Origin of the sequence: Butyricimonas sp. (assembly GCF_019423355.1) — a bacterium.
In the GTDB taxonomy this organism is placed as follows: Bacteria; Bacteroidota; Bacteroidia; order Bacteroidales; family Marinifilaceae; genus Butyricimonas; species Butyricimonas faecihominis.
This window is the reverse complement of sequence record NZ_JAHZBP010000002.1, coordinates 20,446-42,654: the sequence shown is the minus strand read 5'-3', so window position 1 is coordinate 42,654 and position 22,209 is coordinate 20,446. Positions and strand designations below refer to the sequence as shown.

The 22,209-nt window shown below is 48.8% G+C and carries 19 protein-coding genes; 15 read left to right on the top strand and 4 right to left on the bottom strand.

Annotated elements, in window-relative coordinates:
- Positions 1–15 precede the first annotated feature (15 nt).
- From QVC79_RS02895 to QVC79_RS02885, 3 genes are all read left to right on the top strand, one after another.
- A complete protein-coding gene (locus QVC79_RS02895; RefSeq protein WP_270593881.1) occupies positions 16–1,140 on the top strand; it encodes a VWA domain-containing protein in 1,125 nt (374 codons plus the stop codon).
- Positions 1,137–2,003 carry a GNAT family N-acetyltransferase gene (locus tag QVC79_RS02890; RefSeq protein WP_164719588.1) on the top strand — a complete coding sequence of 289 codons (867 nt, stop codon included), beginning with the start codon at positions 1,137–1,139 and terminating at the stop codon, positions 2,001–2,003. The genes QVC79_RS02895 and QVC79_RS02890 overlap by 4 nt, the downstream gene beginning before the upstream one ends.
- A gap of 391 nt (positions 2,004–2,394) precedes the next feature.
- Positions 2,395–3,399: a YwqG family protein gene (locus QVC79_RS02885; protein ID WP_124316297.1), complete on the top strand. Its 1,005-nt coding sequence runs from the start codon at positions 2,395–2,397 to the stop codon at positions 3,397–3,399.
- A 66-nt stretch (positions 3,400–3,465) separates the two neighbouring features.
- Here QVC79_RS02885 and QVC79_RS02880 read toward each other — a convergent pair whose 3' ends face one another.
- Entirely contained in the window at positions 3,466–4,695 is a 1,230-nt protein-coding gene (locus tag QVC79_RS02880) for a mechanosensitive ion channel family protein (protein ID WP_124316298.1), read from the bottom strand.
- Positions 4,696–5,015: 320 nt separating this feature from the next.
- Entirely contained in the window at positions 5,016–7,979 is a 2,964-nt protein-coding gene (locus QVC79_RS02875; protein ID WP_124316299.1) for a PEP/pyruvate-binding domain-containing protein, read from the bottom strand.
- Positions 7,980–8,522: 543 nt separating this feature from the next.
- Between QVC79_RS02875 and QVC79_RS02870 the strand changes: the two genes are divergently transcribed.
- The 8 genes from QVC79_RS02870 to QVC79_RS02835 all read left to right on the top strand — a co-directional run bounded on the left by QVC79_RS02870 (position 8,523) and on the right by QVC79_RS02835 (position 16,567).
- Entirely contained in the window at positions 8,523–8,876 is a 354-nt protein-coding gene (locus QVC79_RS02870; RefSeq protein WP_124316657.1) for a hypothetical protein, read from the top strand.
- 13 nt (positions 8,877–8,889) lie between these two features.
- Entirely contained in the window at positions 8,890–9,870 is a 981-nt protein-coding gene (gene bioB, locus QVC79_RS02865) for a biotin synthase BioB (protein WP_270593889.1), read from the top strand.
- 37 nt (positions 9,871–9,907) lie between these two features.
- The gene (gene bioA, locus QVC79_RS02860) at positions 9,908–11,191 is read left to right on the top strand and encodes an adenosylmethionine--8-amino-7-oxononanoate transaminase (RefSeq protein ID WP_270593890.1); all 1,284 of its coding nucleotides are present in this window, start codon (positions 9,908–9,910) and stop codon (positions 11,189–11,191) included.
- A gap of 65 nt (positions 11,192–11,256) precedes the next feature.
- Entirely contained in the window at positions 11,257–12,414 is a 1,158-nt protein-coding gene (locus tag QVC79_RS02855; protein ID WP_270593891.1) for an aminotransferase class I/II-fold pyridoxal phosphate-dependent enzyme, read from the top strand.
- Between the two features lie 91 nt (positions 12,415–12,505).
- The gene (locus QVC79_RS02850; RefSeq protein WP_124316654.1) at positions 12,506–13,156 is read left to right on the top strand and encodes a DUF452 family protein; all 651 of its coding nucleotides are present in this window, start codon (positions 12,506–12,508) and stop codon (positions 13,154–13,156) included.
- Entirely contained in the window at positions 13,147–13,905 is a 759-nt protein-coding gene (gene bioC, locus QVC79_RS02845) for a malonyl-ACP O-methyltransferase BioC (RefSeq protein WP_124316653.1), read from the top strand. The genes QVC79_RS02850 and bioC overlap by 10 nt, the downstream gene beginning before the upstream one ends.
- A 167-nt stretch (positions 13,906–14,072) precedes the next feature.
- Positions 14,073–14,762, top strand: a complete 690-nt coding sequence (gene bioD / locus QVC79_RS02840) for a dethiobiotin synthase (protein ID WP_124316652.1) — start codon at positions 14,073–14,075, stop codon at positions 14,760–14,762.
- Entirely contained in the window at positions 14,759–16,567 is a 1,809-nt protein-coding gene (locus tag QVC79_RS02835; protein ID WP_270593895.1) for a peptidase U32 family protein, read from the top strand. Before bioD ends, QVC79_RS02835 begins: the two co-directional genes overlap by 4 nt.
- Here the strand turns inward: QVC79_RS02835 and QVC79_RS02830 are convergent, their stop codons facing one another.
- The gene (locus tag QVC79_RS02830; protein ID WP_087420125.1) at positions 16,568–16,888 is read right to left on the bottom strand and encodes a DMT family transporter; all 321 of its coding nucleotides are present in this window, start codon (positions 16,886–16,888) and stop codon (positions 16,568–16,570) included.
- Between the two features lie 109 nt (positions 16,889–16,997).
- Between QVC79_RS02830 and QVC79_RS02825 the strand changes: the two genes are divergently transcribed.
- Together QVC79_RS02825 and QVC79_RS02820 are read left to right on the top strand one after the other, a co-directional pair.
- Complete coding sequence (locus QVC79_RS02825) at positions 16,998–17,540, top strand: Crp/Fnr family transcriptional regulator (RefSeq protein WP_124316650.1); 543 nt, start codon at positions 16,998–17,000, stop codon at positions 17,538–17,540.
- 141 nt (positions 17,541–17,681) lie between these two features.
- Complete coding sequence (locus QVC79_RS02820) at positions 17,682–18,869, top strand: clostripain-related cysteine peptidase (RefSeq protein WP_270593896.1); 1,188 nt, start codon at positions 17,682–17,684, stop codon at positions 18,867–18,869.
- Positions 18,870–19,435: 566 nt separating this feature from the next.
- On the opposite strand, the gene QVC79_RS02815 is transcribed toward QVC79_RS02820, so the two are convergent.
- Entirely contained in the window at positions 19,436–20,575 is a 1,140-nt protein-coding gene (locus tag QVC79_RS02815; protein WP_270593897.1) for a M20 metallopeptidase family protein, read from the bottom strand.
- Between the two features lie 96 nt (positions 20,576–20,671).
- Between QVC79_RS02815 and QVC79_RS02810 the strand changes: the two genes are divergently transcribed.
- Both QVC79_RS02810 and QVC79_RS02805 read left to right on the top strand, forming a co-directional pair.
- On the top strand, positions 20,672–21,736 hold the full coding sequence (locus QVC79_RS02810) for a DUF2157 domain-containing protein (protein ID WP_270593898.1): 1,065 nt from the start codon (positions 20,672–20,674) through the stop codon (positions 21,734–21,736).
- Between the two features lie 3 nt (positions 21,737–21,739).
- Entirely contained in the window at positions 21,740–22,204 is a 465-nt protein-coding gene (locus QVC79_RS02805) for a YqaA family protein (protein WP_124316646.1), read from the top strand.
- Positions 22,205–22,209 lie beyond the last annotated feature (5 nt).

Genomic DNA, 22,209 nt, shown 5'->3' with positions numbered 1-22,209 from the left:
AATTTAAAATCTAAAATGGAAGAAGCTCTTTTAAAGCGATGGCGATTAATACTGGGAGGAAACGAGGCGGATGGAACGGGAGTTTCTCTCTCTGCCGAGGAGAGTCGCGTGGATGCTGCCTTGAATGCTTTGTACGATAGTGACCGTAAAGGGGGATTGAGTGGTTCGGCTCCCAAGGTAAGCCGTTGGTTGGGAGACATCCGGGAGTTTTTCCCGCAGACGGTTGTACAAGTGATTCAAAAGGACGCTATCAAGCGATTGAACTTGACTTCGTTACTGACCGAGAAAGAGATGCTTGAATCGGTGGTGCCGGACGTGCATCTGGTGGCAACGTTGATGTCCTTGAGCCGGGTGATACCGGAGAAGAACAAGGCTATTGCCCGGGAAGTGGTGCGTAAAGTGGTGGACGAGCTGATGAAAAAGCTATCGTCACCCATGCAACAGGCCGTTACCGGGACTTTGAACCGTTCCAGCAGGCGGCGAAATCCCCGCTATAACGAAATTGACTGGAAGACGACGATCGAGAAAAACCTACGGAACTATCAGCCGGAATACAAGACAATTATCCCGGAGGTTCGTATCGGTTTCGGCCGGAAACGCCGGGCGTTGAAGGACATCGTGCTGTGTCTCGACCAGAGTGGTTCGATGGGGGCGTCCGTGGTTTATTCGGGAATATTCGGCTCCGTGCTAGCCTCGATCCCGTCCGTGCAGACCCGTATGGTGGTGTTTGACACCTCGGTAGTTGACTTGACGGATGATTTGCAGGACCCGGTGGACTTGCTTTTCGGCGTGCAACTGGGTGGCGGTACGGATATTGACCGGGCCTTGGGGTATTGCCAGACGGTGATTACCCGTCCTGCGGACACAGTGCTGGTTCTCGTGACCGACTTGTGCGAGGGGGGTAACGAGCGGGAGATGCGCAAGAAGATGATTTCTCTCGTGCAGAGTGGGGTGCAGTTGATCGTGTTGTTGGCTCTGAATGACGACGGGGCGCCTTTCTACGACAAGGAGAACGCCCAATTCTTGGCAGAACTGGGTGTTTCGGCATTTGCCTGTACCCCGGACAAGTTCCCGGACTTGATGGCGGCGGCCTTGGCAAAACAAGATATCGGGATGTGGTTATCAAAGAATATGCAATGAAAGAAAAGAGAAACCGAGCGGAAATCGTGGAACGATGTGTGGAATTATGGGAGGCCTCCGTGCGAGCCACCCATGATTTCCTCGTGGAAGGAGATATAGAGTTTTACAGGCCTTTTGTGCGTGAGAATTGCGAGAAGTTGCCCTTGCTACTTCATTATGAAGGGGATGAAATTGTAGCCTTTTTGGGGTATGACATGACATCTATCGAGATGCTTTTCGTGGACCCGGATTACCGGGGAAAGGGCATCGGTCGTGATCTTATCGAGTGGGCGATCGAGGATGTTCACGCGGAGACGGTGGCCGTGAACGAGCAAAACGGGCAGGCCGTGAGCTTTTATGCCCGGATGGGGTTTGAGGTGGAACGCCGCACGGAAACGGACGGTTGCGGGAAACCTTACCCGATCCTGTACCTGCGTTTAAAGAATCCCCCGCAGCGAATGGTAAAGGTGACGGGGGATAAGAAAGCGTATCTTCATCTTCTACTGGATGCGGACCCGTGCGAGGCGATGGTTGACCGTTACTTGGAGGAGAGCGATATGTTCGTTTTGGAGAGGGACGGGAAGGTGATCGGGGAGGCTGTCGTTGACGAAAAGGGGGAAATCAAGAATTTGGCCGTGTTGCCGGAGTATCAAGGGAAACTGTACGGAATGTACATTCTTTCTTTTCTGGCCGGTTACTATAAAGATCGTTTTTCTTGCTTGTGGGTAGGGACGAGCGAGGGTGGCGTGGGGTATTACGAGCGTTACGGTTTCGTGCAGGACCACGTGGTGAAGAATTTCTTCACGGATAATTACCCGGAACCGATCATCGATAACGGGAGGCCTTGCGTGGATATGACTTTACTGCGTTTGGAGATTCGTTAAAAAGAACTATTTTTTGGATATACTTGCTATTCTCTCTGGATGGTAGGCTGGTTGCTTAACTAAATGTAGCCTGTTTTAGGCTTGGTACTAGCCTAGGTAGAGCAGGCTAATACCAAGCTTTTAGCAGGCTTTAAGCAGGCTATGAACCTTCTGAGCCCTTTGCTGGCGCGGGTTACGAGAGGGTGGAAACGTAGATTTGTTGTAATATGCTTTATTTCAGCTACTTAAAAATGTGTTATGTTAACGAATATTTGGAGTTAATGAGTGTGCTTATACTTAAAATAAAGTTAATAGAAATCTAGGCTTTTATTTCTAACTTTTATTTTTTAGCTTTTAACTTTTAGTTTCTTTTTGTATTTTTGGCACGGAAATCATTTAATAAGACGATATTATGGGATTCTTTAATAAAATATTCGGAGGTGGAGGAAATGAAGGGAAGAAAGAGACTTCAGCAGATCGAATACTGCGGGTTATCAAGGAGAAAACAACGACAGAGTGCGTGACGCTGATCCCGTCAAAAGGAACGACTAAACCTTGGGAGAGCAAGATCGGGGGGATGCCTTATATGCCTAAAGGGTTTGACTATCCTTACGAGGAGGCGGGGAGTACGGTTGTCACGGAAGGACAAGCACCTGCGGTGGCTGCGAGCGTGGTAGCCGGGCCGTTTGCCGGGTTGGATGGAGGCACAACCACCGTGCCTTCCGCAGCCGCAGGAGAGGCTGTTGAACAGGTGGAAGAACGAAAGTTGTTGCCCTTGCGTTTCTTGGCACAGGTGAATTTCAGCGAGATGCCGCCGTTGGATGGTTTCCCGACAAAGGGAATTCTCCAGTTTTATATTGCGGGAGAAAATGCCCACGGGTTGAATTTCGAGAATCCGGAAGAGCAGAAGGGATTCCGGGTGATTTATCACGAGGAAGTCGTGGAAGACGAGACGGCCTTACTTTCCGTTTTGCCGACAGATGGCGTGGAGTACCCGGATGGTTTCCCGGTGGATGGTGAATTAAGACTGAATTTCGAGAAATCGTCCATGCCGATGGGGGGCGGAGACTATCGTTTCGATAAATTGCTGTTGGATGCCTATAACGAGGCAAATCCCGATGCCCGGGTGGCCTCTCTGGACCGAGCCCCGGAGGATGAGCTGGATAAGGTTTACGACCAACTGGATATGGGAGGGCATCGCATGGGAGGGTATCCCTTCTTCACGCAGCTTGACCCGCGGGAGTATCATCAGGAGTTGAAGGAAAATTCAATCTTGTTGTTCCAGTTGGATTCGGACGAGACGGACGATTACAAGATCGTGTGGGGGGATTCCGGCGTGTGCAATTTCTTTATCCGTCCGGAGAACTTGGCTAAACGGGATTTTAGCCGGGTGTTGTATCATTGGGATTGCTACTAGAAAGATAAAAACTAAAAGATAAAAGTTGGAGGCCGTGAATGACTTCCAACTTTTAGTTTATAGCTTTTAGTTTTCCTGCATCCACTCCATGTTTGTTGGGTATTGGAACACTTTCAGTTTGAAAAGTGGGAGAATGGCAAACAAGTGGTCGAAAATGTCGGCTTGTACTCGTTCGTAGATTACCCATTGTTTTTGTGCCGAAAAACAATAGATTTCTAACGGGATTCCCGTCGGGGTGGGTTGTAGTTGCCGTACCATGTGGGTCATGTCGAGGTTGATGTTGGGGTTGGCGGCAAGCCACGCCTCCATGTATTCCCGGAAAGTCCCGATATTGGTCAGGCGGCGTTTATCAAGCGGGTTTTCCACGTTGGCATTATACTCGTTCAGCTCCTTCATCTTTCCCTCTATGTAGCTTTTGAGCAGGGCTGATTGTTTCAGGTTTTCAAGGTCTTCGTTCGTGAGGTAATGCACGGAATAGATGTCGATGTTGACGGATCGTTTAATGCGTCGTCCGCCGGATTCCTGCATTCCCCGCCAGTTGGTGAATGACTCGGAAACGAGCTTGTAAGTGGGGATCGTGGAGATGGTTTTGTCCCAGTTCTGCACTTTCACGGTGGTGAGGTTGATCTCGATCACGTCACCATCCGCGTTACTACTGGGCATGACAATCCAGTCCCCGATGTTTACCATACGGTTGGAGATTAACTGTATTCCGGCCACGAACCCTAGAATAGAATCCTTGAATACCAGCATGAGGACGGCGGAGATGGCTCCCAGTCCGGCAAGTAGTGCAACGGGGTCTCTATCGATCAGTATGCTGATCACGATGATGGTGGCGGCACAGTAGAAAAATATCTTGATCACTTGGATGAACACCTTGATCGGGCGGTCCTTGGCCATCGGGTAACTATCGTATATCCGGTTGATGCCGTCCAGTATGCTCGACACGATGAGCAGGAAGGAGAGTGTGATCCAGACATTGATCAGTTTCATAAGGAAGGCAAATTGAGTCCACTCGAATTCCTTGAATACGATTTGTATCACGATGGGGGCGATGAGAAGTCCCAGCCGGTTAAAGAATCGTTGATCGAGCATGAGATCATCCCAGTTCGTTGCCGTCCGTTTGGTCAGCTTTAGTACGATACGTGCTAGCCATTGGCGGGTAAGCACGTGGATAATCCAGTTGATGATACCGATAATCACAAGCAGGGCCATGAAGTAGATGATGTCGGAAATACTTTCCGAGTAAACACCCAAATGCTGTAAGCCGGCTTGAATGTAATTTTCAATCGTCATGTTTCAAATATTTTAGTTGGTTTAACGCAGGAACAAAATTAATAATTTTAACTCAATATATAGAATTTACTGCCATTTTGGATTGTTTTATTTCTGGGAAGGGCTTTGGAAAGGGAGTTATCAGGTCTATAAAGCCCGTGGACCTCTAGCGGGGCGCTTTGGGGTGTGTCAAAAGTCTTGTATGGTATTGTCAACTACCCCCTCCGGCTCCCCCTTACACAGGGGGAGAGCTGATTGCCAAGCGGTTTCTCCCCCTGTGTAAGGGGGGAGTTAGTGGGGGTAGTTGTTTAAAATTGACTTCTTGGACAGCCCCTTTATGACTAATACGTAACCACCGACGTCTGTTTCTTCCCGTCCATCCACACGGTCAGCGGGGCCTTGAAGCGCACGTGGCGGGAGTATTTAAACTCCTCGATAACGTCCTGTTGCCGGAGGATGTCAAAGTTGATGAAGGCATCTGCGGACTGGAAGGGGATAGCGAAGTAACCCACTTTCATGGAGGTGACGTTATGGAAGAAGTGCGAGCCGAGGGAGGCATCCAGCGGGAAGTCGGGAAGTCCTTGCTCCACGATGACTTTGGCATTGGCGATGTCTGACCATTGCACGGGTATCCCGGTGAGCGGGTCGCGTGTACCCCAGCGTCCCGGTCCGATGAGCAAGTACTTATCGCCTTCCCGGGCGATCTGCGAGTTATGACGTTTGATTTCCTCGGCGATTTCTTCGGTGCGTAATCGGTCAAATTTGTCGGGATCGACGTACACGACATCCCGGATATATTGCAATTTTCCGTTCCCCATTCCTTTATCAGCCTTTAACAGCACGTGTGTCGGGTCGATGGACAGGTCGTCGATGTCGATGTTATACTCGTTTTTGATTAGCGGTTTGATCTGCAAGAGGTAGAAGATGGGGGTGCCGCTCTCGAAGTTAACGGAGAATTCGATCTCGACGGGGGAACCCATGGCCTGCGAGAAAATGTTCAGTAGGATTTGCAGGGTAGGTGCCAACGGGAAATAGTCGTACTGGAGTATTTTGGAGAAATCCACGATGCGGGGTCCTTTGACGGAAAAGTCGTAAGTAATCTGGTCGTTCATGAAGTCGTAGACGGAGGCGGTGTATTCCAGCGTACCGTCACGCTCGGCCTCCGAGATGTCATACGCTTTGATAGCGGCATTTTCCCCGTCCCGGTAGAGGTCGTAATCCTGCGCAAGCATATTCACTCCATAGAAGTAGCGTTGCGATGCCTTGATTTTGTCCTGCGTGGAGGCCAGTTGCAACTTGGGATAGGCGGGACTGAAACGATGCGTCTTTTCACCACCCACGACGTAGGCTCCCAACCCGATGGCAGTGACGGCGAACCCGTCTTCCGGCTGGATATAGGAGAAGGGGTAAAAGTTGTAGGACTGGGCGACACCACTGATTTCGGGGTAGTATCGTCCGTTATGTTCGTTACCGATGACTTCCTGTATGATGACGGCCATTTTCTCTTCCTCGATCATGTAGTCGATGGCGTTGAAGTATGCCCGGGATTCCGGCGAGTAGATGGAGGCGAAGACGAGCTTGATGGCGTTCTCAACATCCTCCAGCCGACGCTCGAAGTCCGGGTGGTTGTTGGGGAGCAAGTAGGTGGAATAGACCCCGGCAAACGGTTGATTGAGCGAGTCCTCGAAAAGCCCGGAGGAACGCACTGCTAGCGGTTTAGTCATGACCTGAAGGTACTTCCGCAGGTTGTCACGTAACTTCTCGGAGAGGCGTGCGGTGCGGAAGGCCTCCAGAACGTGATCATATTCTTTGTCCTCAAAGATGACGTCGTAGAGGTTGTTGGTCTCTAGGAAGTTGTCGAATTCATCCACGCCGATAACGGCTGTCTTGGGGATAGCCACGCGTAGGTCGGGGATGAGTTTCTTGAGGTAAACATTCTCGATGAAGTTGGAGAGGAACGCCAATCCTCGCCCCTTGCCACCGAGCGATCCGTCGCCGAGCAGGGTGATGTAGCGATTGGAGTTCACGAGTTTCGGGTTGAACTTGATGATGCGTCCCCGTAGTTTCTTGAGTTTCGATGCCTCGAAGACGTTCGCTATGAAACGGCGTATTTCGTCCGGGCTTTTGAAGTAACTGAAACTGTAACGGCGTAGTTTTTTCGCTAGATTGATTTCAGCTCGTGCCATGAGCCACGTGGAGATCCCGTTGCGAATAGCATGGTATTCCAGTGATTCATCGGGGATGGTCATGAGCTTTTGGCGGAATTCCTCGATATTGTGTGCCCGGTCAATGGCCTTTCCGTTGTGGTCCCGGAAGATGAAATCTCCAAAACCGAGTTGGTTTTTGATGAAGTCCTGTATTTCCCGTGCCAGCGTGAGAGAGTTCTTGTTGATGAAATGAGCGTTCACTTCCCGTGCCCGACGCTCGTTGTTAGCTTCGTGGCTTTGGAGTAAGCAGGGTATCTTGTTGTCAAGTTGCTGCACGTATTTTATGAGACTGACCCCGGCGTCCTCGTCTTCCACGCCGTTGTGGGCGTAGCGGACGTCGGAGATGACACCGATAATGTTGTTGCGATATTTGTTGATGATGCCCACGGCATCCTCGAAGTTACTGACAAGGATCAGTTTCGGGCGCACCCGCATCCGGAGGATCACGCCCATCTCGTCGTTGGAGGGTTCCTCGGCAATGATGGCCTGCGTCTGGCTCATGATCTCGGTGTAGAGTAGGGGCAAATAGCGGGAATAATACTTTACAGAGTCCTCGACGACGAGGATCACCCGCACGTCGCCCAGCTTGGTATCGGCCTCTAGATTGATCTTGTCCTCTAGGTATTTGGCCATGGCGAGGAACACTTTCGTGGAGCCGTTCCACACGAATACCCGCTCGATGGATTCGCTGATCTCTTTTTCTGAACTCAGCAGGTAAGAGAGGTCCGCGTTATTGTTGACCAGCATGAGCTGGCAGATGTCGGGGTAGAGTTCTTTGATGTGACGGCTGGTGAGGATGGGGGTTTCTTTGTCCAATCCTGCCATGATGATGATCAAATCGAAATGGCGTTTTTTCAGCTCGTGCAAGGCTCCTTCCTCGTTTGCCACGGAGGTGAAACGGGGAGCGGCGAAAAGGTTCAGTTGGAGATATTCACCGAATATCTTCCCGGAGAATTGTCCTTCCCGTTCGATGGTGTAGGAGTCGTAGTAGTTGGCGATGAGCAGAATTTCTTTTACCTTGAAAGGCATGAGTTCCTGAAATATGTCACGGTCGCTCTTTTTCCGCTTGTATATTTTGTTCAAGTCTATTTTTTCCATGATGTTTTGTTTTGTACAAAGCTAAAGATTTGTTGGCGGAATGACAAGAGAAAATAAGATAGGATTTACGATTTATGCTTCATGGCCACGATCGTTTAAATTAACGTTCGGTTGAAAATAATAATTAAAAATATAGCCGCATAGCTATATTTTGTAAAAATATTTGTATATTTGACAAATCGTTATATGAAAATCTATCGTCGAGATGACGAAAGCGAAAAACGGGACCCCCGGGATTTCATATTCTCCCGGGGGATTTACAAAAGGAAAGACAATTATATACTTAACCTGAACTTAAGTTTCGCGCTACATATTTTTTCATGACGAAAAGATGGATTTTTATATATTGATGCGCGATTTTCCGGGTGGCATTAGTCACCCGGCCTTTTTATATTTTTATTGGGAGTAGTTTGTCATGATTCTACTCATGTGTGGAGTCGGAGTACATGGAATTATCCGTGGGAGAAATACACGAATTTATTCCTCCGATTAAAAAGATTTTTATTAACTTGCGACGTTTTATTGTAATGGTAACATTTTGATATGAACAAACGTGCTATGCGATCCGGTTTGATGTTGTGCTTTTCCCGTTGGAACAGGAAAGGGTACGCTATTTTCGCCTCACTGGGACGGAATGTCCGGATCGGGCGGCTGGCTATTCATATTTGCGAAATGTCGTTACAGAAATCGTCGAGGAAGGGCGTGATCGTGATGCTGGCGGAAGTGTTCGAGCGGTTGGAGAGGTTGTTCGAAGGGTACGTGGAGAAGGTGAAACGAGCGGGGTGCGAGCTATTGCCGACTCGCATGGGTATGGAGGATGTCTTCATTAATTCTTATCATAATTTGAAATTTGAAGGTATTCCTGTCCTTGGGCAGGGTACCTTTTTTATTTTTTAACAGGAAACAGAAAATGAAAGAAGAAAATATTATAGAGGAATTAAAGCGAAAGGTGGAAGAGGGAGGACAGGTTACCCGGGAAGAGGCGTTGGTATTGTCACGGGTGGAAGATAAGAAGGCTTTGTACGAGGCGGCCGGGGCTATTCGGGATCGTTTTGCCGGGCGGTATTTTGATACTTGCTCGATCGTGAACGCCCGTTCGGGACGTTGTTCCGAGAATTGTAAGTGGTGTGCGCAGTCGGCCGTGTTCAAAACGCACGTGCAGGAGTACGAGCTGATTGACGAGGAGAGCTGCGTGGAGCTGGCCCGGTTGAATGCCAAGTACGGGGTGAACAAGTTTTCGTTCGTCACGAGCGGGCGTTCCTTGTCGGATAAGAATATTAACAAGTTGTGCGAGTATGCCGTCAAGATCAAGCAGGAGATGAAGATTAACCTTTGCGCTTCCATGGGGTTACTGACGAGAGAGCAATTGAAAAGACTGAAAGATGCGGGTATAACCCGCTATCATTGTAACTTGGAAACGTCCCGCCGTTATTTCTCTACTCTTTGCACGTCCCACACGACGGACGAGAAGATCGAGACGATTCGCCATGCGCTTGAGCTGGGGATGGAAGTGTGTTCCGGGGGTATCATCGGCATGGGCGAGACGATGGAAGATCGCGTGGACTTGGCGCTGACGGTACGGGAGTTGGGCGTGAAATCTATCCCGATGAACGTGCTGAACCCGATTCCGGGTACCCCGCTGGAAGGAGCAGCGCCACTTACGGACGAGGAGGTGTTGACGACGGTGGCAGTTTTCCGTTTCATCAATCCCGATGCCTTCTTGCGCTTTGCCGGGGGACGGGCGCTGATCGCTCATATCGAGGAAGATGCCATCCGGGCCGGGATTAACTCGGCTATCGTGGGTGATCTTCTGACCACGATCGGCTCGAAGGTGATAGAGGATATGGAGAAGGTGAAAAGATTAGGCTTTACGACAGAAGATAATCTTTAACTTTTAGTTTTTAACTTATAACTTTTAACTTTATAAAGTGAACACGGCAGAATTATTGAAGTTTGACAGGGAGCATTTGTGGCATCCCTATACGTCAACGGTTAACCCACTTCCGGTTTATCCGGTGAAGAGGGCGGAAGGTGTGTATATTGAACTGGAGGACGGGACGCGTCTGATTGACGGGATGTCCTCGTGGTGGTGCGTGGTACACGGGTATAATCACCCGGTTATTAATGCCGCTATTGAAGAGCAATTAAAGAGTATGTCACATGTCATGTTTGGCGGGCTAACACATCGCCCTGCAGTAGAACTGGCCGAGAAACTGGTGGAACTGGCCCCCGATGGGATTGACAAGGTATTCTATTGTGATTCCGGCTCGGTGGCCGTGGAAGTGGCGATGAAGATGGCCCTACAATATTGGTACGCTGCCGGGAGAGACGATAAACGCCATTTTCTGACGATCACGAAGGGATACCACGGGGATACGTGGAATGCCATGTCCGTGTGTGATCCCGTGACGGGAATGCATAATATATTCCGGGGATCACTGCCCATGCAGTATTTTATTCACCGGCCGGAAGCCCGTTACGGGGAGCCTTGCCTACCGGAGCATATTGAAGAACTGAAACAAAGCCTGCGGAATAACCACAACCGTATTGCTGCCGTGATACTGGAACCTATTGTGCAGGGTGCCGGGGGAATGTGGTTTTACTCGGCGGATTACTTGCGGCAGGTGAGGGAGTTATGTAACGATTACGACGTGTTGCTGGTTTGTGACGAGATTGCCACCGGGTTTGGGCGCACGGGTAAGATGTGGGGAGTGGATCATGCGGGTATCGTGCCAGACATCATGTGTGTAGGGAAAGCGATTACGGGCGGGTATATGAGTTTTGCTGCCACGATGGCGACGGAGAATGTAGCTACCCAGATTTGTGCGAAAGATCCCGGTGTGTTCATGCACGGTCCGACGTTCATGGGTAACCCGTTGGCTTGTGCCGCGGCAAATGCCTCGCTGGATCTGATCAAGAGTTATGACTTGACGACCATGATCGGGCATATTCAAGACCAGTTGGAAAGAGAACTTGCCCCGGCTCGGGAATTCCCGAACGTGGCGGACGTGCGGGTGTTGGGCGCTATCGGCGTGGTGGAGATGAAGGAACCCGTGAACATGGGGCTGATCCAAGCCGCTTTCGTGAAAGAGGGCGTGTGGGTGCGTCCGTTCGGTAAGCTGGTGTATGTCATGCCGCCTTTCATCATCCGTGACTGGGAACTGCAAAGGCTGACATCCGCCTTGTTGCACGTGATTTCGTATTTGAAGTAATTGAAAATGCAAGGATTTGTAACCTGTAACTTGCTAACTTGTAACTTTGCCGAAGGCAAAACACTATGAATAAAGAACGATATATTAATAAACTGAACAAGATAAAGGAATCGGGGAATTACCGGGTGCTGCGAGACGTGCAGCATAACGGTTTCCTGATACATTATAATGGACGGGAGATGCTGAATCTCTCGTCGAACGATTATTTGGGGTTGGCGTCGAACCCGGTGTTATACGAGGATTTTCGTAAGGAGACGGACGTGAAATTGTTGTCGTATAGTGCCGTGTCGTCCCGCTTGTTATCGGGGAATCACGAGTATTATAACCTGTTAGAGAATGATTTGAGCGATTTGTACGGGAAGGAGGCCGCCTTGGTGTTAAATTCCGGTTATCATGCAAATATCGGAATATTACCCGCATTAGTAGGGAAACGGGACTTGATCGTGGCAGATAAGCTGGTACACGCCAGTATTATCGACGGCTTGCGGTTGAGTGAGGCCGAGATGTTGCGTTACCATCATTTAGATTACGAGCATTTACGGGAAATCTTGTTTAATCATCGGGAGGAGTACGAGAACGTGTTTATCGTGACGGAGTCAATCTTTAGCATGGATGGTGACGTGGCAGACTTGCAGGAGTTGTGTGATCTGAAGAGGGAATACGATACGTTCCTGTATGTGGATGAGGCGCACGCTGTCGGGGTTCGGGGTACGAACGGGCTGGGATGTTGCGAGGAGCAGGGCTGCATGGATGATATTGATTTTATCGTGGGTACTTTCGGGAAGGCATTTGCATCTTACGGGGCTTTCGTGGTTTGTGACGAGATGTTTCGGGATTTCTTGGTGAACACGCAGCGCAGTTTGATTTTCACCACGGCATTGCCTCCGGTAAACGTGGCATGGACTCGTTTTATCCTTAACCGGATGCCGGATTTTTACTCTTATCGTATGAAACTGACCGGTCTTGCCGAACGACTGCGAGTGACACTGGCAAACCGGGGATTCGAGACCCGGGGAGATTCTCATATCGTGCCTTTCCTGTGTGGGAGTAACGAGAATAGTGTTTATATGTCCGAGTTGTTCCAAGATAATGGTTTTTTTGTGTTGCCTGTGAGATACCCGACCGTGCCGAAGAACGAGGCACGTATCCGGTTCTCGTTGAATGCAGCGATTCCGGAGGAGGATTATGATTGTTTGATGGAGTTTATAGAAATTAGTCTTTAATAATTTTAGATTTCATGATTTTAGATTTTAAATTTCATCCGCACAGGTCTGATCCTCAACTTGAAACTGATAACTCGTCAAAGGCGATCTCATGAAAAGGAAATGGATTACTAAAGAGGGAAACCGGGTGCTCACGTTATTTTTTTGCGGTTGGGGTATGGATGAACATACTGTGCAACACGTGAGGGGTATGGGTGATTTGCTTTTGTTCTACGATTACCGGGATATTTCCGGGGAGGATGCACCGGAGGTTGAGGGGTACGAGAGTGTCCGGGTCGTGGCTTGGTCGATGGGAGTGTGGGCAGCATCGGTGTTGTTGAGTCGTTGGAATATTCCTGTTTCCTGCCGGGTGGCTATCAACGGGACAGAACGCCCGGTGGATGAGCATTATGGGATTCATCCTAAGATATATTTGCTGACCGAACGGGGTATGACCGAACAAGGAAGAGACAAGTTCTTTGCCCGTATGTTTTCCGGGAAGGAAGAAATGGAACGTTTCAAGGAAAACAGGCCTTGCAGGGCTATTGATGAGCAAAGGGACGAATTGCGACTTATCCGGGAGCAGTCGGCACGGGAAATGCCCGAAATGCACTGGGAGCGGGTTTATGTTTCCGAGGGGGATGTTATCTTCCCGGTGGAAAATCAACGAAACTGGTGGGGGAATCGTGTCGAGATTATTACGCTACCGGGGGGACATTACCCGTTTTACGTGTTAGATAATTGGGAAAAGATATGGAAATAAATAAAGAAGAGGTAGAACAGCGTTTTAGGCGGAGTCGGGTCAGTTACAATGACAATGCGCGAGTGCAGAAAATGGTCGTTGATCGGATGGTTCCCATGATTTTGTCATCCGTGGAGCGTGTGCCGGAGAAGATATTGGAGATCGGTTGCGGTACGGGTTTGTTGACCTCGCAACTGCAACGAACTTTTCCGAGTGACGGGTTGTACTTGAATGATCTGGTGGAGGAGTTGTGTTATCACGCGGCGACGGTTAATCATGTGCCGCTGAAGCATTGTTTCCCGGGGGATGTGGAGAAGTTGTTTTTGCCCCTTAGTTTTGATCTGATTGCTTCTGCGTCCACTTTTCAGTGGTTTACGACTCCGGAAGAAACGTTCAAGAAATTGTCCAAGCGATTGGAGCAAAGGGGGGTGTTGGTGTTCAGTACCTTTGGGAAATTTAACTTGCGTGAAATTCGACTGACCACGGGGGGCGGGCTTGATTATCGGAATAAGGAAGAACTGGAAAAGATGCTGAAACCTTACTTTGAAATCGAATTGATAGAGGAAGAATTTCATATGCTTGAATTTGATACCCCGTTAGCGGTACTCCAACATCTGAAAAAGACGGGGGTGAATGTTTCGGGTGATCCGACAATCTGGACGAAAGGACGGGTGGATGCCTTTATCAAGGACTATAACGCCCGCTTTGCCATTGACGGAAAGGTTGCCCTAACTTACCATCCGCTTTATTTTGTGTGTAGGAGGAAATGAAGCTAAAAGTTAAAAGCTAAAAACTAAAAGTGGAGAGTGGAAAGATTCAGTGATTGCCGATTCAATGATTAGGTGATTAAAAAGAGCGTCGCGTAGAGGGTGGGAATCACTAAATCGGAAATCACTAAATCAAGAAATTAGTAGGATCTAAAATTATTAAATCTAAAATCAATAAGGTGGTATATTTTGTAAGTGGAATAGATACAGATGCCGGAAAGTCGGTGGTGACCGGGTTACTGGCTCGCTCTTTGAGAAAGAGAGGGGTAAACGTGATTACCCAGAAGTTTATACAGACGGGATGGGTCGGTATATCAGAGGATATTCTGAAACACCGGGAGATTATGGGAATCGAACCGCAACCCGTGGATAAGGATGGGACGACGTGTCCTTACGTGATGACGTATCCGGCCTCGCCTCATTTGGCGGCGGAGATTGATAAGGTGACGCTGGATATGGAGCGGATTACGGTTTCAACCCGTAAACTGGAAGCTTTGTACGATATGGTGTTGCTGGAGGGAGCCGGGGGACTGTACGTGCCTGTTACTAGGGATTATTTCACGATAGATTATATTCAGGAGTATGATTATCCTTTGATTCTCGTGGCGTCTTCCAAACTGGGAAGTATTAACCACACGCTGATGAGCCTAGAGCTTTGCCGTACGCGGGGAATTAAGGTGGCGTGTCTCGTGTACAATCGTTTCCCGAATGATAGTGAGTGGATCACGAATGACTCGATTACGATATTCAAACATTACTTGGAACAATATTTCCCGTCGACAGCGTTGATTGAGGTTCCCGTGGTACACGGAACCGATTATCCGGACGTGGATGTCAGCGCATTGGAGGGTAGAAGATGAGAAGAGTGGAGCTACTTTCCCCGGCAAAGAATGTTGATGTGGCGATTGCCGCTATCAATAACGGTGCGGATGCCGTGTATATCGGTGGTCCGGCTTTCGGGGCCCGGAAAGCGGTAGGGAACAGTCTGGAGGACATAGAGAAGGCCGTATGCTATGCACATCGGTTTTATTGCCGGGTGTTTGTCACGCTGAACACGATTCTTTATGACGAGGAGTTGCCGGAGGTAGAACGATTGATTCACAGCCTGTACCGGATCGGCGTGGATGCTATTATCGTGCAGGACCCGGCCATATTGAAGTTGGATTTGCCACCGATAGCGTTGCACGCCAGCACACAGATGCATAATTATGATCTGGAGCGTATCAAGTTTCTCGATCGGCTAGGATTCCAACGTATCGTGTTGGCGCGGGAATTGTCACTGGAACAATTACGGGAGATTCGCCGGGAAGTGAAAGCCGAGCTGGAGTATTTCGTTCACGGGGCCTTGTGTGTCAGTTTAAGCGGACAATGCTATATGTCACATTACTTGACGAAACGATCGGCTAACCGGGGCGAGTGTGCCCAAGCCTGCCGGATGCAGTGGACGGTGGAGGATGATGCGGGAAAGGTGGTGCTGAAGGATAAGTATGTGCTTTCGCTGAAGGATTTGAACTTATCGGCTCATTTGTCGGAGTTGGTTGAAGTAGGCATTGATTCTTTCAAGATCGAGGGACGGTTGAAGGAGGCGGATTATGTGGCAAATGTCACGAATTATTATTCCGGTCGTCTGGATGAAATTGTGGCTCGTAATGAGGATTTGGCACGAGTGGGTGCCGGATACGTGAAGGCCGCTTTCGAGGCCGATCCCGAGCGGAGTTTTAACCGGGGATACACGGACTACTTCTTCGTGCAGAGGAAAACGGGTATGGTGAGCATGGATTCCCCGAAGTCGATGGGGAAGAAGGTGGCCATGGTGAAGCAGGTGAAGGGAAATCAGATGTGGGTAGAGTTGTTGGAACCCGTGCATAACGCTGATGGGTTGTGTTACTTTGATGGCCGGGAATTGCGGGGAGTGAAGGTGAATACGGCCGAGGGAAATCGTCTGACTTGTAACGAGAGATTGAACGTGAAACCGGGAACGTTGTTGTACCGGAATTATGACCACGAGTTTGTAACACGTCTTGCTAAAGGGACTTCCGTGCGTAAGATTAAAGTGAAGGTTGACGTGTACGCGGAGGATGCTCGGCTGGTACTGGTGGCCACGGACGAGAATGGGGTTTCCGTGATGATACGGAGTGACGAGACGTTCGAGGTGGCCACGAATCCCGCACAGATGGAACGTGTGGTGGGACAATTGCGGAAGAGCGGGGACACGGAGTACGATTGTTGCGAGGTGGAATATCTCGATGAAACGGTGCTTTTCATTCCTTCTTCCGTGGTGAATGGCTATCGTCGGCAATTGCTGGATACCTTGAGCCGGGAACGGGAGGAGCAACGGGAGAGATGGGTACAGGAGCCTTTGAACCGGGACGTGAAGTATACTGGGAGTGCCGACTGGCGGCTGAACGTGGTGAACCGTCTTGCAACGGAGTTCTATCGGGAGCATGGGGTGGAGACGGTTGAACCGGGATTCGAGAAGGAAAACAGGTGGAGTGGCCGGGAAGTAATGACTACCCGCTATTGCCTATTGTTCGAGCTGGGGATGTGCCGTAAGACGGGGAAGGATAAGGCGTTGAAATTTCCGTTGTATCTTTCCAACAATTTGGGACGGTTCCGGCTTGAATTCGATTGTAAGAATTGTTTCATGAAGGTGTTATCTATTTAATTAATGCACTAGTTTCAGCCCGACAACTCCCGTTAGGATCAGGAACACGAAAAGGAGACGGTATATATTCGTCGAGTCATGGAAAAAGAAAATTCCCAATAGCACGGTACCGACTGCACCGATTCCGGTCCAGATGACGTATGCCGTGCCGATGGGGATGCTCTTTTGTGCCAGATAGAGCAGGAACCCGCTCAGCCCCATGGAGACCACGGAAAGGGCGATGAAGTGGTAGAAGTATTTCTCGTGTAATCCGGCAAGTTTAAAGCCGAGGGGCCAGCCGATTTCCAATAATCCGGCACATACCAGTAAAATCCATTGCATAGTTGTATTTATTAAGTGTTACGGGACAAAGTTAGGGCGACCGGGAGGGAAAATACTTGATAATTATCAAGAAGTCTGTATATTTGTTTTTACAATAATAATATCTTGTATGATTGATGAAAACGTGTTGGAACGCTTGAAACCCTACCTGACGGAAGTGAGTTACCCGAAAGGGTATGTTTTGTTCAACAACGAGAAGTTGGAGAGAAATATCTACTTTATCAAGCGGGGAATGGCGAGGGCATTTGTCGAGGTTGATGGCCGGGAGGTCACGATCTGGTTCGGACAGGAGGGAGACGTGATTATATCTGCCAGAGGGTACGTGTACGGGGAGAAAGGTTACGAGACTATGGTGCTTTTGGAAGATTCGGAACTCTACCGGGTGAGTGGGAAGGATTTACAGGATTTGTATTGTAACGATATTGTTATTTGTAACTGGGCAAGGCGATTGATTGAGCGGGAATTTGTGAGGACAGAACACCATCTGATTGCCAACCTCTCGGAACCTGCAGCCGATAGGTATATGCAGTTATTGCGGGAAAAACCGGAGATACTGCGTCGGGTGCAGTTGCAGCATATCGCATCTTTCTTGGGGATTTCCTCGGAACATCTGAGCCGGATTCGGGCGATCACTAAAAACAGAACGAAGTAACGAAAAGTTTCACGAACTGAAACTGTCCTGTTTTTTCCGTGTATGATTTTGTCAACCATGAAAGAAAGGCTTGATAAAATGGGAATATATCAGTGATTTTTACTATCTTGCACAAATTTATGTAATTATTGCAAGGAAGTTATGCGAATTATTCAATATATCGGTGTGATTCTTTTCTTTTTCCTCGTGTCCTGCGAGAAAAATGACGTGGAGCCACAGAAGACAAGGACGTTGATGGTTTATTTGGCGGGAGATAATAATCTTTCGGGGCATATGCAGAAGAATATCAGTTCCATGATGTCCGCTTGGAAGAAGAGTTATAATGCGAATATTGTGATTTATTTTGATGCTCCCAATGCCGCACCGGAGCTTTACACGTTCCGATTTAACGGAAAAGAGGTGGAGAAACAAGTGCTAAAAACGTATGAGGAGATGGATTCCGCGGACCCGGAAGTGCTGAAAAAGATATTGAATGAGATGCAAGATTTGTACCCGTCAGATTCGTATGGTTTAATTCTTGGTTCACATGCTTCAGGGTGGATTCCTTCAGGGGGATTTGGTCGGAGTAGTCGGATGTTATATGCCGAACCCGTGCTGACCCGGAGTTTCGGTACGGATTATACCGGACCGAACGAGATGGACACGCGGGATATGGCAAAGGCAATTCCTTTCAACAAGGAGAATCTGGAGTTTATCCTGTTCGATGCTTGTCTGATGTCTTCTATTGAAGTGCTTTATGATTTGCGGGACAAGGCAAAATACGTGATTGCCTCCCCGGCTGAACTTCCGGCACCGGGTTTCCCTTATACCCGGGTGATGCCTTATTTCTGGGGGAAGGGTACGGATTTGGAGAAGGATTTGGTGAAAGTGTGTGATGAGTTTTGGGATTATTATAACACGTATAATGCCGCTAATCGGTTTGGTACGATTGCCTTGATAAAGATGGACGGGATGGAGCATTTATTTGATCTTACTCGTGAGGTTTTGCAAGGGAAGAAAGAGAATGTAGCCACGATAGACAAGAATGCCGTTTATTGCTATCCTATGGTGGAATACTTCAAGTATGACAGGTTTTTTGATTTGGGAGAGTATATGAAGTATATGACCGAGGGGAGAGAAGGACTTTACAAGGAATATCGTGATTTTTTGGATAATCAGGTCGTGATCTATAAAAATGTAACGAATCCATTTTATTACACGGAGATACCGGAGGAAAAATTTAGCGGGATAGCCACTTATATCCCTCTTGGTATTGATGAATGGCGTGATGAAACTGGCGCTTATTGGGGATTTTCATGGTCGGGTGTCTATGATATGGTAACGGAATAGGCGATGTATTCCTAAATCCCGGCTTTTCTTGGGGATATAATGGCTCGTAATTTTATTTTTGAGAGTAAGTTGTCTCGTTGTTGGTTTACTTGACAGGATATTCGTTCGTGTTATTTTTAATTATCATCTGTTAAAATGGCGGCTATGATCGGGCGATAAGCGGGCGAGTATCGGGCGATGGCGCCTAATTGCCGCCTAACAATCACTCAACCATCAGGTAACAAGGATGGATAACCCTGAGAAAGGGGATATAAAACCCTTGTTAATTTTAGATTTAGGGATTTTAGATTAAGGAGGGTGCGTCAAAAGGTATTTTATCCTCAAAGAACTCCTCCGTCACTTCGTGCCACCTCCTCTATAAACAGAGGAGGAGCTGGAGACTCTTCCCGAAGACAGGGAGTATTTCAACTCTCCCTCTGTTTATAGAGGGAGTACGGCGAAGCCGGGAGGGAGTTTGAAAAATGCCTTTTGACACACCTCTAGTTAAAGCGTTAGCCTTGTGCGGTTGGAATCTAAAATCATAAATTATAAATCTAAAATTAGTAAGTTCCCAAAACACGCTTACATCATAGTCCCTGATTTTCTTCGGCGATCGTGTAAAACAGGGTTGCTCCTGTTTCAATCACTTCGTCTGGGAAGTCATACTGCGGGGAGTGGAGCGGGGCGCAGTTTTCCCCGGAACCTAGACCGAACATGGCTCCTTTATATTGCTGTGTGAATAAGCCGAAGTCTTCGCCCCAGCTGAATGGTGTCTGTAATTCTAAGTATGGTAAATTGTTGCGAATGGCTGCACTTTTTACCAGACTCACGGACTGCGGGTCGTTTTCATTGGCGGAGAACGGTTCCAACCATTCCATCTCGTGTTGCAAGCCGGGAGTACGTTCGCACTCGGTGGCTACCAGATTTTTTAGTTGCTCGGCGTGTTGGTGTAGCAGTTTGTCTGTCTTGGCTCGAAGCGTGGCTCGGATCACGCCGTTTCCAGCCGACACGCCGTATGCTTCTTCCCCGACGTGTATTTCTACTATGGTAGAGAGAAAGTAGTCGTCGGATTGCATATCGGTGTTATTCCAGCGTGATAACTCATCAACAATTGTGAGCATGGCGGGAATAGGGCTGATACCCTTCTGTGGTTCTGCGGCGTGTGAGGTTTTTCCCGTGAGCGTGATGGAAACGCTCACCACGGCACACGTGAAACTACCTTCCTTGCAGAGAACGGCGTGCAACGGGTAGCCCGGTATGTTGTGCAGGGCAAACGTCTTGTCGATCTGGTAATAGTCCAGCACCTTCGTGTCCAGCACGGCTTTTGAGCCAGAGCCGTTCTCTTCTGCCGGTTGGAAAAGGAGCAGTATGCGTCCTTTTGTCAACGGGTGTTCCGATAACATTCGAGCAAACCGGAGCAGTATGGTCGTGTGACCATCGTGACCGCACTTGTGCGCCACTCCCGGAGTTTGTGAATGGTGGGATATCTCCTCCGGTTCTTGTACAGCGACGGCATCTATGTCTGCTCGGAACAGGACGGTGGGACCGTCTTCCGAGAAGAAGTATTCTACGAGCAGCCCGTGGCCGCCCACGTGACGGATGATTTTGGTCGGGTTGAATGCTTGTAATTTATCCTCGACGAAACGGGCCGTCTGAGCTTCGTGTCCCGAGAGTTCGGGGTGTTGGTGTAGCTTGCGGCGTATTTGGTAAAAAGTATCTTCTTGCATAGCTTTTCAATTTACACCGCAAAGGTAAAATAATTAATTATTCGTGTGGTTACATTTATTTTCTATCTTTACGTCGAATTATAAAAGAAAGCAGGCATGAAGTTAAATAAGTCGCAAGGGGATTTGTTGAAACGGGTGATCGAGCGATGGGAGGCGGACGGCACGATTGACGTGAGTACGGCGGATCGGTTGAAGGAAAGTTACACGGTGCGATCTTTCGAGTGGAAGGAGTTGGCGAAGTATTCGTTCTGGATAGCCATCGTGTGCGGGGTGATCGCCGTGGTGTCGGTGTTGGCGGATCATTTGATCATGGATTTGCTTGAAAGATTGTTTCTTTCCTCCTATTCTTTGGCCAGCGGCGTGTTTGCCGTGGGAGCGGTCTTGGTGTATTACTGGGGGTGGCGACGACGGAAACGGATGCCTTACAAGGTTTTCAGTAACGAGACAATTCTTTTTTTGGGCGTGTTGCTGACGGCAGTCTCGGTCGGTTACTTGGGGGCGGCCATGGATAACGGGAGCGGGCATTTTTCCTTGCTTTTCCTACTGGCGGCGGTGATTTATGCCGTGCTGGGCTTTTACTTCTCGTCGGTGCAGGTGTGGGTGTTTGCCTTGTTGTCGCTGGGAGCGTGGTACGGGGCCGAGACAGGGTATCTGAGTGACTGGGGCAATCATTTTCTGGGACTGAATTACCCGCAGCGTTACGTGGCTTTCGGGGGATTGCTGGTAGTATGTCGTTTCTTGCTGGCCGGAAAGAAGTGGTTCACGACTTTTGATTACTCTACATACGTGGTGGGAATGCTTTACCTGTTTATCTCGTTGTGGTTCCTTTCTATATTCGGGAATTCGGAAAGCTGGATTCGTTGGTATTCCACGAAACAGGTGGAGTTGTGGGCTTGGAATTTGCTGATCCTTTTCGGTTCGGTAGTGGCTATATTTGTAGGTTTGAAACGGGATGATGCCGTTGCCCGTGGGTTCGGGATCACTTTTTTTCTGTTGGGTATTTACACGTTGTATTTCTCCCTGCTGTGGGATGTCATGCATGCCGGGTTGTTCTTTTTTATACTGGCTATATCTTTCTGGTTGCTGGGGCGTAAAGCAGAGAAGGTATGGAACTTGGAGTTTCTGCGAGACCCGAAGAAATTGAATGATGATATGAATTAAGTTATGGATACACTGGTAAGTTTAGGATACTGGGGGTTGTTTATCGGTTCTTTTCTGGCGTCAACGATTATCCCGATGAGTGCCGACGTGCTGTTGGTAGGCGTGCTGGCTTTAGGGGGGAACGTGTGGGGATGCTTGGCGATAGCCACGGTGGGTAACTGGCTGGGAGGGTTGACCTCGTACTGGATCGGGTGGCTGGGACGCTGGGACTGGATTGAACGCTGGTTCAAGGTGAAACGAGAGAAGTTGGAGCAACAGAAAGGACACGTGGATCGTTACGGCGTTTGGCTTGCTCTTTTCACGTGGTTGCCGATCGTGGGAGATTTGTTTGCCATTGCCCTCGGATTTTATCGTGTCCGTCCGAAGATGTCCGCTTTCTATATGCTCGTGGGGCGTTTCGCCCGCTTTCTGGTGTGGGTATTGCTGTATATCAAGTACGCTGATCGTTTTATCGAGTGGATCAGTTGATCCGG

Bases quoted from the DNA above. Each gene is read 5' to 3' on its own strand.
- QVC79_RS02805 (WP_124316646.1), top strand. From the start codon at position 21,740: ATGGATACACTGGTAAGTTTAGGATACTGGGGGTTGTTTATCGGTTCT.
- QVC79_RS02830 (WP_087420125.1), bottom strand. From the start codon at position 16,888: ATGCAATGGATTTTACTGGTATGTGCCGGATTATTGGAAATCGGCTGG.
- QVC79_RS02895 (WP_270593881.1), top strand. From the start codon at position 16: ATGGAAGAAGCTCTTTTAAAGCGATGGCGATTAATACTGGGAGGAAAC.
- QVC79_RS02820 (WP_270593896.1), top strand. From the start codon at position 17,682: ATGCGAATTATTCAATATATCGGTGTGATTCTTTTCTTTTTCCTCGTG.
- QVC79_RS02875 (WP_124316299.1), bottom strand. From the start codon at position 7,979: ATGGAAAAAATAGACTTGAACAAAATATACAAGCGGAAAAAGAGCGAC.
- bioB (WP_270593889.1), top strand. From the start codon at position 8,890: ATGAAAGAAGAAAATATTATAGAGGAATTAAAGCGAAAGGTGGAAGAG.
- QVC79_RS02885 (WP_124316297.1), top strand. From the start codon at position 2,395: ATGGGATTCTTTAATAAAATATTCGGAGGTGGAGGAAATGAAGGGAAG.
- QVC79_RS02870 (WP_124316657.1), top strand. From the start codon at position 8,523: ATGAACAAACGTGCTATGCGATCCGGTTTGATGTTGTGCTTTTCCCGT.
- QVC79_RS02855 (WP_270593891.1), top strand. From the start codon at position 11,257: ATGAATAAAGAACGATATATTAATAAACTGAACAAGATAAAGGAATCG.
- QVC79_RS02850 (WP_124316654.1), top strand. From the start codon at position 12,506: ATGAAAAGGAAATGGATTACTAAAGAGGGAAACCGGGTGCTCACGTTA.
- QVC79_RS02835 (WP_270593895.1), top strand. From the start codon at position 14,759: ATGAGAAGAGTGGAGCTACTTTCCCCGGCAAAGAATGTTGATGTGGCG.
- QVC79_RS02825 (WP_124316650.1), top strand. From the start codon at position 16,998: ATGATTGATGAAAACGTGTTGGAACGCTTGAAACCCTACCTGACGGAA.
- QVC79_RS02890 (WP_164719588.1), top strand. From the start codon at position 1,137: ATGAAAGAAAAGAGAAACCGAGCGGAAATCGTGGAACGATGTGTGGAA.
- QVC79_RS02815 (WP_270593897.1), bottom strand. From the start codon at position 20,575: ATGCAAGAAGATACTTTTTACCAAATACGCCGCAAGCTACACCAACAC.
- QVC79_RS02810 (WP_270593898.1), top strand. From the start codon at position 20,672: ATGAAGTTAAATAAGTCGCAAGGGGATTTGTTGAAACGGGTGATCGAG.
- QVC79_RS02880 (WP_124316298.1), bottom strand. From the start codon at position 4,695: ATGACGATTGAAAATTACATTCAAGCCGGCTTACAGCATTTGGGTGTT.
- bioC (WP_124316653.1), top strand. From the start codon at position 13,147: ATGGAAATAAATAAAGAAGAGGTAGAACAGCGTTTTAGGCGGAGTCGG.